Source organism: Rhodoferax sp. ZS1R8 (assembly GCF_056521325.1).
Window position 1 is genome coordinate 264747 of the sequence record NZ_JBWMBA010000002.1, and the last position, 15241, is coordinate 279987.

A 15241-nucleotide genomic window follows, 5' to 3' on the forward strand; every position below is an offset into this window, starting at 1 on the left:
ACCAGTTGAAGCAGCAGGCCAATGCGCTTCAGAGCCAGCAGACGGCGCAGCTACAGAACATTGAAGCTAACACTGCTGCGACCGAATGGGCTTGTCAGTCCGTGTGGAAATATCTGCAAGATCTTGCAAAGCATCTCAGTGTCATTACGCCCGACGCCCCCCGGTTCTCACTAGACGGCAAGACGCCGTGGCCGGCCATGAAGCTGGTTGAATTTCGGGCCGACTTCCGCAAGAAGAAACTGCGCGACAAAGAGGTGTTCGACTACATAGCCATGGGTTGGGATATCGTGCCCAAAGCTGGTCTGCCCCTTGGCGGATCTGTTAGTGTCAACTTCCCACCCGATCTGGAACGGGTGCAAAAGAGGCTGGCATTTGGGCATATCGAGCATGAGCAAAAGAATCTGCGCCACCCCGAGAAAAACACCCTGCAGGCGATTTGCTTTGAATATGTGACCAAGGCACGGGGCAACGTCACGGTGGCTGCGGACCACGACAACGGCAATTTGATCTTCCGGTTGGCCAATGCCGACGGGTTTGGTGTAGAGACTAGTTCCTGGGCGGCTCCGAAGATCGACCATGCATTGCTGGATGAGTTGGCCAAGATGGTTGTCGCCCAGCCGAACAAATTCAGATGAGTGTGGGGCCAGCACCGGTAGACGCCCTCGTGGTAGCAGACACCCGCCGCTGGCTGCAGCGTGCCGTCATCAGCCTGAACCTGTGCCCGTTTGCCAAGGCGGTCGATGCCAAGGGCCAGGTTCACTATGCTGTCAGTCGTTCGATGGGCTTCAAGGATTTGCTGAGTGACCTCGACAGGGAGTTGCATGACCTAGAGGCCACTGATTCCGACACGCGTGACACCACACTGTTCATCGTGCCAGACGCGCTGGCCGACTTTCTGGAATACAACGACTTTCTGGGCCAAGCCAACCGGCTGTTGGCCAAGCGCGGGTTTGACGGGATATTCCAGATCGCCAGCCTGCACCCACGCTACGAGTTTGCCGACGCGCTGCCAGACGATATTGCCAATTGCACCAACCGCTCGCCCTATCCCACGTTGCACATCCTGCGCGAAGAAAGCGTGGACCGTGCCGTCAAGGCATTCCCGCATGCAGAGGCTATCTTTCAGGCCAACATCGATACCATGCAGCGCATCGGCCACGCAGGGTGGGAAGCGCTGGACGTGGGCGCCAGCCACCGCCGTGGCAAGATCGGCCTATGAAACCACGCAAATTGGCGTCGCCGCCGCCAAACCCGTTGGAATCCGAGCTGCGGCCCGGCCAAAGTATTGAACTCCTTAAAGAGCTTCACATCCTGACGCGTGAGGGCAAGCTCAACCAGGATTCTCGGCGCAAGCTCAAGCAGGTTTACCACCTGTACCAGTTCATCGAAAAGCTGCTGTCAGAGCTGCCCAATTTGGGGGAGGGCGCCACGCTGGCCGACCACGGCGCCGGCAAGTCTTATCTTGGTTTCATCATTTATGACCTGTTCTTCAAAGGGCTGAAGGGCGGTCACATCTACGGCGTGGAATCGCGTCCGGAACTGGTTCAGAAATCCCAGGCGTTGGCCGCTCAATTGGGCTTCGCGCGCATGTCATTCCTGAACTTGAGCGTAGCCGAATCGACGGACTCAAGTGCGATGCCGGACCATATCGACGTGGTCACGGCGCTGCATGCATGCGACACGGCCACCGACGATGCCATTGCCTTCGGTCTGCAAAAGAAGGCGCGCTGTCTCGTGCTGGTGCCGTGCTGCCAGGCTGAAGTTGCGCGCACGCTGAACGCCAGCAAGGCCTTGTCGCTGAGCCGCACGCCGCTGGCCGAGCTGTGGCGCCACCCCTTGCACACGCGGGAAATGGGTAGCCAGATCACCAATGTACTGCGCTGTCTGTACCTGGAGGCTTGTGGTTACCAGGTCACCGTGACCGAACTGGTGGGCTGGGAGCACAGCATGAAGAACGAACTTATCATCGCCCGCCGCAGCAACAAGCCCAACCAGGCCGCGGCAGAGCGGCTCACGGCACTGCTGGAGGAGTTTGGTCTGACCGCGCTGCGGGATACACGTTTTGTGCTGCCGGTAAACTAATTGGGGTCAGATCCCAATTCAATGCTATGGCCCGTCTTTCGCGCCTGACTCTGCCAGGTCACCCCCACCACATCATCCAGCGGGGTAACAACCGACAGGCTATCTTCGTCTCCAGCGCGGACTACCAAACGATGCTGGATCTGTTGGCCGAAAATGCCCGCAAGTTCAATGTCGAAATCCACGCCTATGTGCTGATGGGCAACCATTTTCACTTGCTGGCCACGCCACAGACCGCTGACGGGCTGCCCCAGATGATGCAGGCCGTGGGCCGCCGCTATGTGCGCTATTTCAACGACAGCCAGAAGCGTACGGGCACGCTGTGGGAAGGGCGATACCGGTCCACGTTGATCCAGACCGAACGCTACCTGCTGGCTTGCATGGCCTATATTGATCTCAACCCCGTGCGTGCGGACCTGGTCGCCCACGCAAGGGACTACCCGTGGTCCAGTCATGCCCATTATGTCGGCGTGCGGGTCGACAAATTGCTCACGCCCCACGCGCTGATTTGGGGGCTGGGCAACACGCCATTCGCGCGTGAGGCGGCCTACGCCGAACTGGTGCAAGCCGGTATCAGCGCTGTGCAGCAACAGGCGTTGACCGACTCAGCCCTGCGTGGCTGGGCGTTGGGCGGACAAGAGTTTGTGGAAAATTTGCAAAAGAAGACCAAGCGCCGCCTTACCAAAAGCGCTCCCGGTCGCCCCGTTTCTCCACCGAAACTCCATCAGTGAATCGGGCTATAGCCCTCGTCATATAGGGTTTTATTGCTATCAATTTTAATATGTCCCTAATTACAGATAGATGAGATCCACTGGTAATTAATTGGAATCTGACCCTAATTAATTCGCTTGGCACCGTTGTTGCATTGCAGTATTCTTCACTTCCATCGCAATTTTCAGAGGAACGCCATGACTACGGCAGCCGAGATCCAACACCTTCAGAACCACGGTTTGTATTCCAAAGAGCATGAGCACGATGCCTGCGGCGTGGGCTTTGTGGCCCACATCAAGGGCACCAAGTCGCATGACATCGTCAAGAATGCGCTGAAGATTCTGGAAAACCTGGACCACCGGGGTGCCGTCGGCGCGGACAAGCTGATGGGCGACGGCGCCGGCATCCTGATCCAGTTGCCCGATGCGCTGTACCGCGAAGAAATGGCCGCACAGGGCGTGACCCTGCCGCCACCCGGTGAATACGGCGTCGGCATGATCTTCTTGCCCAAGGAACACGCTTCCCGCCTGGCCTGCGAGCAGGAGATGGAACGCGCCATCAAGGCCGAAGGTCAGGTGCTGCTGGGCTGGCGCGACGTGCCGGTCAACCGCGATATGCCCATGTCGCCCACCGTGCGCGAGAAAGAACCCATCCAGCGCCAAGTCTTCATCGGCCGTGGCCAGGACGTCATCGTGCAGGACGCGCTGGAGCGCAAGCTCTATGTGATCCGCAAGACCGCGAGCGCCGCTATCCAGAACCTGCAGCTCAAGCACAGCAAAGAGTATTACGTGCCCAGCATGAGCAGCCGCACGGTGGTCTACAAGGGCCTGTTGCTGGCCAACCAGGTGGGCGTGTATTTCCTGGATCTGGCAGATGTGCGTTGCGTCTCGGCACTGGGCCTGGTGCACCAGCGCTTCTCCACCAACACTTTCCCCGAGTGGCCGCTGGCCCACCCCTACCGCTATGTGGCGCACAACGGTGAAATCAACACCGTCAAGGGCAACTACAACTGGATGAAGGCGCGCGAAGGCGTGATGTCGTCCCCCGTGCTGGGTGCTGACCTGCAAAAACTGTACCCCATCAGCTTTGCCAGCCAGTCCGATACGGCCACCTTTGACAACTGCCTGGAACTGCTGACCATGGCGGGCTATCCGCTGAGCCAGGCGGTCATGATGATGATCCCCGAACCCTGGGAACAGCACACGACTATGGACGGCCGCCGCAAGGCCTTCTACGAATACCACGCCGCGATGATGGAGCCATGGGACGGCCCGGCCTCCATCGTGTTCACCGATGGCCGCCAGATTGGCGCCACGCTGGACCGCAACGGCCTGCGCCCATCGCGTTACTGCATCACCGATGACGACCTGGTCATCATGGGTTCCGAGTCCGGAGTATTGCCCGTGCCCGAGAACAAGATCGTGCGCAAATGGCGCCTGCAGCCCGGCAAGATGTTCCTGATCGACCTGGAACAGGGCCGCATGATCGACGACGAAGAGTTGAAGGCCAGCCTGGCCAACAGCAAGCCCTACAAACAGTGGATCGAGAACTTGCGCATCCGCTTGGACGACGTGCAAGGCAGCGGTGAGCCCGCCAGCGAGATGGAAAGCCAGGTCAGCTTGCTGGACCGCCAGCAGGCCTTTGGCTTCACACAGGAAGACCTGAAGTTCCTGATCGCCCCCATGGCCGCCGCTGGCGAAGAAGCCATTGGCTCCATGGGCAACGACAGCCCGCTGGCCGTCTTGAGCGACAAGAACAAGCCGCTGTACAACTACTTCAAGCAGTTGTTCGCTCAGGTAACCAACCCGCCGATCGACCCGATCCGCGAAGCGATTGTGATGTCGCTGGTGTCCTTCATCGGCCCCAAGCCCAACCTGCTGGACATTAACCAGGTCAACCCGCCGATGCGTATGGAGGTCAGCCAGCCGGTGCTGGACTTTGCCGATATGGCCAAGCTGCGCGACATCGAGAAGCACACGCAGGGCAAGTTCCGCAGCTACACGCTGGACATCACCTACCCGCTGGCCTGGGGCCACGAAGGCGTGGAAGCCAAGCTGGCATCGCTGTGCGCCGAAGCGGTAGATGCGATCAAGAGCGGCAAAAACATTCTGATCATCAGCGACCGCGGCATCAGCGCCACGCAAGTGGCCATTCCCGCTTTGCTGGCCTTGAGCGCCATCCACCAACACCTTGTGATTGAAGGCCTGCGCACAACCGCGGGCCTCGTGGTTGAAACCGGCACAGCACGGGAGGTCCACCACTTCGGCGTACTGGCGGGTTACGGCGCAGAGGCCGTCCACCCCTACCTGGCCATGGAAACCCTGGTCAGCATCCACAAGGACCTGCCCGGTGACCTGAGTGCTGACAAGGCCATCTACAACTACGTCAAGGCAGTGGGCAAGGGCTTGTCCAAGATCATGTCCAAGATGGGCGTGTCCACCTATATGAGCTACTGCGGTGCGCAGTTGTTCGAGGCCATTGGCCTGTCCACCGAGACCGTGTCCAAGTACTTCACCGGCACGCCCAGCCGCGTCGAAGGCATAGGCGTTTTCGAAATCGCCGAAGAGGCCATTCGTATGCACAAGGCCGCTTTTGGCACTGACCCTGTGTTGGCCAATGCGCTGGACGCGGGTGGCGAATACGCCTGGCGCGTGCGCGGTGAAGACCATATGTGGTCGCCCGATGCGATTGCCAAGTTGCAGCACAGCACCCGTTCCAACAACTGGAACACGTACAAGGAATACGCGCAGATCATCAATGACCAGAGCAAGCGCCATCTGACTTTGCGCGGCCTGTTCGAGTTCAAGATTGACCCCGCCAAGGCCATCCCGGTGGACGAGGTGGAGAGCGCCAAGGAAATCGTGAAGCGTTTTGCCACAGGCGCCATGTCGCTGGGTTCCATCAGCACCGAAGCCCACGCCACACTGGCCATTGCGATGAACCGCATCGGCGGCAAGAGCAACACGGGTGAGGGCGGCGAAGACCCGGCACGTTACCGTCAGGAACTCAAGGGCATCCCGATCAAACAAGGCCAGACCATGGCCGACATCATTGGCCATGACGTGGTGGAAGTGGACATTCCACTGCTGCCAACCGACTCGCTGCGTTCGCGCATCAAGCAAGTCGCCTCGGGCCGATTTGGCGTCACCGCTGAATACCTTTCCAGCGCCGACCAGATCCAGATCAAGATGGCCCAAGGTGCCAAGCCGGGTGAGGGCGGTCAACTGCCCGGCGGCAAAGTGTCCGACTACATCGGTCGCCTGCGCCACTCGGTACCCGGCGTGGGCCTGATTTCGCCCCCACCGCACCACGATATCTATTCGATTGAAGATCTGGCGCAGCTGATCCACGATCTGAAGAACGTGGCACCGCACAGCTCCATCAGCGTCAAGCTGGTGTCCGAAATCGGTGTCGGTACGATCGCCGCAGGTGTGGCCAAGTGCAAGAGCGACCACGTGGTGATTGCCGGGCACGACGGTGGCACGGGCGCGTCGCCATGGTCATCGATCAAACATGCCGGCAGCCCTTGGGAAATTGGCCTGGCTGAGACACAACAGACGCTGGTGCTGAACCGCCTGCGCAGCCGCATCCGCGTGCAGGCTGACGGCCAGATGAAGACCGGCCGCGACGTCGCGATTGGCGCCCTGTTGGGTGCGGATGAGTTCGGTTTTGCGACAGCTCCGTTGGTGGTCGAAGGCTGCATCATGATGCGCAAGTGCCACCTGAACACCTGCCCCGTCGGAGTGGCTACTCAAGACCCTCTGCTCCGCCAGAAGTTCTCCGGCAAGCCCGAGCATGTCGTCAACTACTTCTTCTTCATCGCCGAAGAAGTGCGCCAGATCATGGCCCAGCTGGGCATCCGCAAGTTCGACGACCTCATCGGCCGTTCTGATTTGCTGGACATGCGCAAGGGCATTGAACACTGGAAAGCCAGCGGCCTGGACTTTAGCCGCCTGTTCGCACAGCCCCAGGTGCCCGCCGATGTGCCCCGCTACCAGACGCTGGAGCAGGACCACGGTCTGGAAAAGGCTCTGGACAACGTGCTGATCGCCAAATGCCGCGCTGCCATCGACAAGGGTGAGAAGGTGCAGTTCATGGAAGCGGCGCGCAACGTCAACCGTTCGGTCGGTGCCATGCTGTCCGGCGCGGTGACCAAGGTGCATCCCCAGGGCCTGCCCGACAACACCATCCATATCCAGCTGGAAGGAACCGGCGGCCAGTCCTTCGGCGCCTTCCTGACCAATGGCATTACGCTGTACCTGATTGGCGACGCGAATGACTACACCGGCAAGGGTCTCAGCGGCGGCCGTGTGGTGGTGCGCCCCAGCATTGACTTCCGCGGTGTCGCTGTCAACAACACCATTGTTGGCAACACCGTGATGTACGGTGCCACTGCCGGTGAGGCCTTCTTCAGCGGTGTCGGTGGCGAACGTTTTGCGGTGCGCCTGTCGGGTGCCACCGCGGTCGTCGAAGGCACTGGCGACCATGGCTGTGAATACATGACCGGTGGGACCGTCGCCGTGCTGGGCAAGACCGGGCGCAATTTTGCGGCCGGCATGAGCGGCGGTATCGCCTACGTCTACGACGAAGACGGTCAGTTCGCCAAGCGCTGCAACACGGCCATGGTGTCTATGGAAAAAGTGTTGCCTGCGTCTGAACAAGAGGCAAGCGTGCCTAAAGCCATCTGGCACCGCGGTCTGGCCGACGAAGTGCAACTGCGCAAGTTGCTGGAGGAGCACAACCGCTGGACCGGCAGCAAGCGCGCCCGTGATCTGCTGGATGACTGGGACACAGCCCGTGCCAAGTTCATCAAGGTCTTCCCCAACGAGTACAAACGTGCGCTGGGCGAGATCCATATGAAGAAACAGGCTGTAGCCCCCGCAAAACCTGCGCAGGCCGCTATCAAAAAAGCAGCAACCACCGGAAAATAATATCTTGCGTGACAGACCACGATTGGCGCAGCCGATCTGCTCTGTCCCCAACTGACTAGGAAGAGAATCATGGGAAAAGTCACTGGCTTCATGGAATACGAGCGCATCGAAGAGGGCTACAAGCCCGTCGTCGAGCGTGTGAAGCACTACAAAGAGTTCGTCATCGGTCTGGACGATGCCCAGGCCAACAAACAGGCCGCACGTTGCATGGATTGCGGCACGCCGTTTTGCAACAACGGTTGCCCGGTCAACAACATCATTCCGGACTTCAACGACATGGTGTTCCGCGACGACTGGAAGTCTGCTATCGACACGCTGCACAGCACCAACAACTTCCCCGAGTTCACCGGCCGCATCTGCCCCGCGCCCTGCGAGGCGGCCTGTACGCTGAACGTTAACGACGAAGCCGTGGGCATCAAGTCTATCGAACACGCCATCATCGACCGCGCCTGGGCCGAGGGTTGGGTGTTGGCACAACCACCCAAGGTCAAGACTGGCAAGACGGTTGCCGTCGTGGGCTCCGGCCCCGCAGGCATGGCGGCTGCACAGCAACTGGCCCGTGCCGGCCACGCGGTGACGCTGTTCGAGAAGAACGACCGCGTTGGTGGCTTGCTGCGCTACGGCATTCCTGACTTCAAGATGGAAAAATCCCACATCGACCGCCGCGTCGACCAGATGGTCAAGGAAGGCGTGACGATTCGCACTGGCGTGCTGATCGGCGAGATGCCCAAGGGCTCCAAGGTCACCAACTGGGCCAAGGAAACCATCTCCGCCGCCCAATTGCAAAAAGACTTCGACGCCGTGGTGTTGACCGGTGGTGCAGAGCAATCGCGTGACCTGCCCGTGCCCGGCCGTGACCTGGACGGTATCCACTTTGCGATGGAATTTCTGCCCCAGCAGAACAAGGTCAACGCGGGCGACAAGCTCAAGGGCCAGTTGCGTGCGGACGGCAAACACGTCATCGTGATTGGCGGTGGTGATACGGGTTCTGACTGCGTGGGAACCAGCAACCGCCATGGCGCAGCCAGCGTGACCCAGTTTGAACTGATGCCCCAACCGCCAGAAGAAGAAAACCGCCCCATGACCTGGCCCTACTGGCCGATCAAGCTGCGCACCAGCTCCAGCCATGAAGAGGGTTGCGAGCGCGAATTCGCCATTTCCACCAAGGAATTCATCGGTGAAAAAGGCAGGGTCACCGGCCTGAAGACTGTGCGCGTCGAATGGAAAGACGGAAAAATGGTCGAGGTCGCCGGCTCTGAGCAGGTGCTCAAGGCCGACCTGGTCTTGCTGGCCATGGGTTTTATCAATCCGGTTGCCACGATGCTGGAATCTTTTGGTGTCGACAAGGACGCCCGTGGCAATGCCAAAGCAAGCACTGACTTCATCGGCGGCTATGCCACCAATGTGCCCAAGGTTTTCGCCGCCGGCGACGTGCGCCGGGGTCAAAGTTTGGTGGTCTGGGCGATCCGCGAAGGCCGCCAGGCTGCGCGGGCTGTGGACGAGTTCCTGATGGGGGCCAGCGACTTGCCCCGCTGAGATATGTGGCCCCCACGCTCCGCCGCTGCGCGGGTCGCTGCCCCCCAGGGGGGCTCGTTTGGCAAAACCCCAAGTCCACGCCTTGGGGCGGCCCGGCGGCGAAACCTGGTCTCCACGCTCAGCGGCTGTTGCTAACCGTACTCAGCCGATACACGCCCGATACAAGGGTTTACACGAATCCCTTATCATCCAAGAGCCGGAAACTGCCCGGCTTTTGCTTTTTTATGGCCTCCAACCCACCCACCCCGCTCGTTGAGCTGCGCAATCTGAGCTTCGGCTACGGGGAGCGTGTCATATTGAATGACGTGTCGCTGACCGTGCCGCGCGGCAAGGTCACGGCGCTGATGGGCGCGTCGGGTGGGGGCAAAACGACGATTTTGCGTCTGATTGGCGGCCAGAACCGGGCGCAATCGGGACAGATGCTGTTTGATGGCCAGGATGTGACGGTCATGGACCGTGAGCAGCTCTATGCCGCGCGCCGTCGCATGGGCATGCTGTACCAGTTTGGCGCGCTGTTTGCCGACCTCAGCGTTTACGATAACGTGGCTTTCCCGCTGCGTGAGCACACCGATTTGTCCGATGACATGATCCATGACATCGTGCTGATGAAACTCAACGCCGTGGGTTTGCGTGGTGCGCGGGACATGATGCCAAGCGCGCTGTCCGGCGGCATGGCGCGCCGCGTGGCGTTGGCGCGGGCCATCGCGCTGGACCCGGAACTGGTGATGTACGACGAGCCGTTTACCGGCATCGACCCGATTTCCGTCGGTACCTCGGCACGCCTGCTGCGCCAGCTCAACGATTCCATGGGGCTGACCAGCATTTTTGTGTCGCATGAGCTGGAGCAGACCTTCACGATCGCCGATCACGTCATCATTTTGGCCAATGGCAAGGTGGCCTCGCAGGGTACGCCGCAGGACGTGCTCAAGAGTACCGACCCCCTGGTCTATCAGTATGTGAATGCGCTTGCCGAAGGGCCTGTGCGTTTCCATTACCCGGCGTCCAGCGTAGAGGATGATTTTGGTCCGGATGCGCTTGGCACACCACCACAACAAAAACAAGGTGGAATCACGCGATGAGTTGGTACAACCCCGCCGATGTAGGCTTTGCCACCCGCAGTAAATTGGCGGACATGGGCTATGCCGCACGGCTGTTCTTCAAGCTGCTGGTGTCGGTCGTGCCAACCTTTCGCCGCTTTGGCCTGGTGCGCGACCAGATCCATTTCCTTGGCAATTATTCGATGGCCATCATTGCCGTGTCTGGCCTGTTCGTCGGATTTGTGTTTGGCCTGCAGGGCTACTACACACTGCAGCGCTATGGTTCTTCCGAGGCGCTGGGCCTGCTGGTCACACTCAGTCTGGTGCGCGAGCTGGGCCCCGTGGTGACGGCGCTGCTGTTTGCCGGCCGGGCCGGCACCTCGCTGACCGCTGAGATCGGCCTGATGAAGGCTGGCGAGCAGATCAGCGTCATGGAAATGATGGCCGTGGACCCTATTCAACGCGTACTGGCGCCCCGTTTCTGGGCAGGCGTCGTCGCTATGCCGTTGCTGGCCGCGGTGTTCAGCGCCATGGGCGTCATTGGCGGCTGGGCCGTGGGTGTGCTGATGATTGGTGTGGATGCCGGATCGTTCTGGAGTCAGATTCAGGGCGGCGTCGATGTCTGGAAAGATGTGGGCAACGGCGTCATCAAGAGCGTAGTGTTTGGTTTGACGGTGACCTTTATTGCCGTGTTCCAGGGCTTTGAAGCCCAGGCTACTCCCGAAGGTGTGGCGAGCGCGACCACGCGCACGGTGGTGATGGCCTCTCTGGCGGTGTTGGGGCTCGATTTCATCCTCACCGCGATGATGTTTACGATATAAGAAAGAAGTTATGCAGCGTTCCAAGAATGATGTCTGGGTTGGTTTGTTTGTGCTCATCGGGGCGGTGGCCATTTTGTTTCTGGCATTGCAGTCGGCCAATTTGCTGTCGCTGAACTTCCAGTCCAATTATCATGTCAGCGCCAAGTTTGACAACGTAGGTGGGCTCAAGCCCAAGGCGGCTGTGCGCAGTGGAGGCGTTGTCGTCGGTCGTGTCGAAACGCTGACCTTTGACGACAAGAGCTTCCAGGCCCGCGTAACGCTGGCTTTGGAGAGCCGTTATGCCTTCCCCAAAGATAGTTCGTTGAAAATTTTGACCAGCGGTCTGCTCGGCGAACAGTACATCGGCATTGAAGCCGGCGCATCGGACAAGAATTTGGCCCAGGGCGACGTAATTGCCGCAACCCAGTCCGCCGTTGTGCTGGAGAATTTGATCAGCCAGTTCCTGTACAGCAAAGCCGCGGATGGTAGCAACAGCACAACCCAAGGGTCAGAAAAGAAATGAACCTGGAACAAATTATTCTCCCTGCTGACAGCCATCCCCAGCGGCTGGTTCGGAATCGGTTCCTCCGCTGGAGCACCGTAGTCGCTCTCGTCGTGTTGCAGGCCTGCGCAGCCGTACCCAACAAAGACCCGCGGGATCCGATGGAATCGTGGAACCGCAGCGTGTTCAGCTTCAACGATTCTGTGGACCGGGCAGTGATCAAACCCGTGGCAACAGCCTACCAGCGCGTTTTGCCGCACTGGGTGCGTACAGGCATTGGTAATTTCTTCGCAAACCTCGACGACGTCTGGTCGTTCGTCAACAACGCGTTGCAGTTGCGCGGTCTGGATACGGCGGACAGCTTTGGCCGGGTGATAGTCAATACAACGATGGGCCTGGGCGGAATATTGGATGTGGCCGGCGAGATGGGCATGGAGCGCCACCCCGCCAACTTCGGGCTGACGTTGGGTCGCTGGGGCGTCGGCCCTGGCCCCTTTGTGGTGTTACCGCTACTGGGTTCATCGACGGTGCGCGACACGCTGGCACTGCCGATCGATGTGAAGGGCAATCTGGTCAATTCCATACAGGATGTGCCAACGCGCGATGCGTTGACTATCCTGAATGCAGTGGACACCCGCGCCACCTACCTGAAGGCCGGTGACGTGGTCGATGGTGCTGCGCTGGACAAGTACAGCTTCACGCGGGACGCGTTCTTGCAACGTCGGCGCAACCAGGTATACGACGGCAACCCACCAGATGAAGATTCGACCAGCATGTACGCCGAGCCGCCGTCCAGCGTGCCTGCCGCCGCGGCTGCGCCCGCGCCCGCACCTGTTACTGTGTCTAGCGCGCAGTAGACCTGTCGGCCTGGGGCCGGCCAAGCGCGTTGAGACAACACACGGGATAATGGACTGTAATTGCAGAATTTAGGAATCCATATGATGAAACGCGTTTTTTTCCGCCAGCTTCTGGCAGCATCTGTTCTGTTGGCCACGGCCTTCGCCGCCCCATTGGTGCATGCCGAAGACGAGGCACCCGATGCGATGATCAAGCGTCTGTCCACTGAGGTGTTGGACACTATCAAGAACGACAAGGCGATCCGTTCCGGTGATACGGCCAAGGTCATTGCGCTGGTAGATTCCCGCATCATGCCCAGTGTTAATTTCCAGCGCATGACCGCGTCAGCCGTGGGGCCAGCCTGGCGCCAGGCGACCCCTGATCAACAAAAGCGCCTGCAGGAAGAGTTCAAAATCCTGCTGGTTCGCACGTATGCGGGTGCTCTGGCCCAAGTGTCCGACCAAGTGATCACAATGAAGCCGCTTCGCATCTCGCCCGAGGACAAAGAGGTGCTGGTGCGTTCCGAGATCAAGGGCAGCGGCGAATCCATCCAGCTTGACTATCGTCTGGAGAAGACCCCTGGCCAAGGCTCCGGCTGGCGCATCTACAACCTGAACGTACTGGGCGTCTGGTTGGTGGAAACCTACCGCAGCCAGTTCGCCAGTGAGATCAACGCCAAGGGAATCGATGGTTTGATTTCTGCTCTTGCCGACCGCAACAAAGCCAACAACACTGCGAAGAAGGCCTGATGTGCTGAGTTTGCCGGCCGAATTGACGCACGCCCAGGCCAAATCCTGCCTTGAGCAACTTACGGTAGGGCTGGCAGCCGAAACAGCATCACCTGTGGTGGTAGATGCAGCAGCGCTGGGCCGTTTCGATTCGTCGGCCTTGGCGGTGTTGCTCGAATTGCGCCGCGTCTGCCAGCGCGCCGGCAAGGCCCTCGTGGTTCAGGGCCTGCCCCGCAAACTGAGCGACCTGGCCACCCTGTACGGCATCGAAGGGCTGCTGCCCTCTACCTGATCCTCTTTCCAGAGTCACGGCCGCCTAAAATGGCGGTTTACCCATGCCCGCCATTTCCTTCCAGTCTGTCTCCAAAAGCTATGTGTCGCCACGCGGGCCTGCGGGTGCCACTTTTCTGGCGCTTGACGGGGTACAACTCGATATCGAAGAGGGTGAATTCTTCGGTCTGCTGGGCCCCAACGGTGCTGGCAAAACCACGATGATCAGCATCCTGGCCGGCCTGACGCGCGCCACCAGTGGCCGGGTCACCGTGTTGGGCAGCGATGTGCAAGCCGACTATGCGCAGGCCCGCCGCAAGCTGGGCATCGTGCCGCAGGAACTGGTGTTTGATCCGTTCTTTAATGTCCGTGAGGCTCTGCGTTTCCAGTCGGGCTATTTCGGCATCACCAAAAACGACGCTTGGATCGACGAACTGTTGGATAGCCTGGGTCTGGCCGACAAGGCCAACGCCAATATGCGCCAGCTGTCCGGCGGCATGAAGCGACGCATGCTGGTGGCGCAAGCGCTGGTGCACAAGCCACCCGTCATCGTGCTGGACGAACCCACGGCCGGCGTTGATGTGGAACTGCGCCAGACGTTGTGGCATTTTGTGTCCAAGCTCAACAAGCAAGGTCACACCGTGCTACTGACCACCCACTACCTGGAAGAGGCCGAAGCCCTTTGCGGGCGCATCGCTATGCTGAAAACCGGCCGCATCGTGGCACTGGACCGTACCAGTGCGCTGCTAAAGGCCGCGTCAGGGAATGTGCTGCGCTTCAAGACGGAGGGCATACTGCCACCTGCGCTGGCCGCCCGTGCCCGTGTGACGGGCACCGTGGTGCAATTGCCAGCCCACAATGCATTGGAAATCGAGCAATATTTGGCCGCCGTGCGCGAATCGGGGCTGGTCGTGGAAGACGTGGAAATGCGCAAGGCTGATCTGGAAGACGTTTTTATCGACATCATGGCCAAGGCCGGCATGGCCAAAGATGGTGATCATGCCAACGCTGTCCCCGAATCCAATACCGTGGGAGCAGCATGATGACCGGCTGGCGTACCCTGCTCTACAAAGAAGTGCTGCGCTTCTGGAAGGTTGGTTTTCAGACCGTGGCCGCCCCCGTGCTGACAGCCATGCTGTACCTGCTGATCTTTGGCCATGTGCTGGAAGACCATGTCAAGGTGTACGACAGCGTGCGTTACACCGCTTTTCTGGTGCCGGGTCTGGTGATGATGAGCGTGTTGCAAAACGCGTTTGCCAATAGTTCTTCGTCGCTGATCCAGAGCAAGATCATGGGTAATCTGGTGTTCCTGCTGCTGACACCCCTATCGCACTGGAGCTGGTTCGTGGCCTATGTGGGCTCCAGCATCGTGCGCGGCCTGGTCGTCGGCGCCGGGGTCTTGCTGGCGGGTTTCTGGTTTACACCGCTGGGTTTTGCGGCCCCGCTGTGGATCATCATTTTTGCCGTGCTGGGCGCCGCGCTGATGGGTGCCCTGGGCCTGATCGCCGGTTTGTGGGCTGAGAAATTCGACCAATTGGCTGCTTTCCAAAATTTCGTCATCATGCCGATGACGTTTCTGAGTGGCGTGTTTTATTCCATCCAGTCACTGCCCCCGTTCTGGCAAAACGCCAGCCACTTGAATCCCTTTTTCTACATGATTGACGGCTTTCGCTACGGCTTCTTTGGCGTCAGCGACGCGTCGCCGTGGCTGAGCCTGGGCATTGTGGGCGGTGCGCTAGCCGTGGTCAGCGTTTTGGCTATTCACCTGCTGCGCACTGGTTACAAGATTCGCAGTTAAGCCACCTATTTT

14 protein-coding genes are annotated in these 15241 nt (G+C 59.7%); all 14 read left to right on the top strand.

The window, feature by feature from the left end; genetic code table 11:
* The first annotated feature begins 5 nt into the window (after positions 1–5).
* Positions 6–635 carry a hypothetical protein gene (locus tag AC097P_RS07250; protein WP_479609721.1) on the top strand — a complete coding sequence of 210 codons (630 nt, stop codon included), beginning with the start codon at positions 6–8 and terminating at the stop codon, positions 633–635.
* A complete protein-coding gene (locus AC097P_RS07255) occupies positions 632–1219 on the top strand; it encodes a DUF1415 domain-containing protein (protein WP_479609722.1) in 588 nt (195 codons plus the stop codon). The genes AC097P_RS07250 and AC097P_RS07255 overlap by 4 nt, the downstream gene beginning before the upstream one ends.
* On the top strand, positions 1216–2082 hold the full coding sequence (locus AC097P_RS07260; protein WP_479609723.1) for a class I SAM-dependent methyltransferase: 867 nt from the start codon (positions 1216–1218) through the stop codon (positions 2080–2082). Before AC097P_RS07255 ends, AC097P_RS07260 begins: the two co-directional genes overlap by 4 nt.
* A 26-nt stretch (positions 2083–2108) precedes the next feature.
* Complete coding sequence (locus AC097P_RS07265; protein WP_479609724.1) at positions 2109–2810, top strand: REP-associated tyrosine transposase; 702 nt, start codon at positions 2109–2111, stop codon at positions 2808–2810.
* Positions 2811–2987: 177 nt separating this feature from the next.
* Complete coding sequence (locus tag AC097P_RS07270; protein ID WP_479609725.1) at positions 2988–7721, top strand: glutamate synthase-related protein; 4734 nt, start codon at positions 2988–2990, stop codon at positions 7719–7721.
* Positions 7722–7790: 69 nt separating this feature from the next.
* Positions 7791–9257 (top strand): glutamate synthase subunit beta, encoded by a 1467-nt coding sequence (locus AC097P_RS07275; protein WP_479609726.1) that lies wholly within the window; start codon positions 7791–7793, stop codon positions 9255–9257.
* Between the two features lie 224 nt (positions 9258–9481).
* Complete coding sequence (locus AC097P_RS07280; protein WP_479609727.1) at positions 9482–10336, top strand: ABC transporter ATP-binding protein; 855 nt, start codon at positions 9482–9484, stop codon at positions 10334–10336.
* Positions 10333–11115, top strand: coding sequence for a lipid asymmetry maintenance ABC transporter permease subunit MlaE (mlaE, locus tag AC097P_RS07285; protein WP_479609728.1), 783 nt, complete (start codon positions 10333–10335; stop codon positions 11113–11115). Before AC097P_RS07280 ends, mlaE begins: the two co-directional genes overlap by 4 nt.
* A 10-nt stretch (positions 11116–11125) precedes the next feature.
* Entirely contained in the window at positions 11126–11617 is a 492-nt protein-coding gene (gene mlaD, locus AC097P_RS07290) for an outer membrane lipid asymmetry maintenance protein MlaD (RefSeq protein ID WP_479609729.1), read from the top strand.
* A complete protein-coding gene (locus tag AC097P_RS07295) occupies positions 11614–12453 on the top strand; it encodes an MlaA family lipoprotein (RefSeq protein WP_479609730.1) in 840 nt (279 codons plus the stop codon). Before mlaD ends, AC097P_RS07295 begins: the two co-directional genes overlap by 4 nt.
* Before the next feature lie 84 nt (positions 12454–12537).
* Positions 12538–13182, top strand: coding sequence for an MlaC/ttg2D family ABC transporter substrate-binding protein (locus AC097P_RS07300; RefSeq protein WP_479609731.1), 645 nt, complete (start codon positions 12538–12540; stop codon positions 13180–13182).
* 1 nt (position 13183) lies between these two features.
* A complete protein-coding gene (locus AC097P_RS07305) occupies positions 13184–13453 on the top strand; it encodes an STAS domain-containing protein (RefSeq protein WP_479609732.1) in 270 nt (89 codons plus the stop codon).
* Between the two features lie 43 nt (positions 13454–13496).
* Entirely contained in the window at positions 13497–14474 is a 978-nt protein-coding gene (locus tag AC097P_RS07310) for an ABC transporter ATP-binding protein (protein ID WP_479609733.1), read from the top strand.
* Positions 14474–15229, top strand: a complete 756-nt coding sequence (locus AC097P_RS07315) for an ABC transporter permease (protein ID WP_479609734.1) — start codon at positions 14474–14476, stop codon at positions 15227–15229. The genes AC097P_RS07310 and AC097P_RS07315 overlap by 1 nt, the downstream gene beginning before the upstream one ends.
* Positions 15230–15241 lie beyond the last annotated feature (12 nt).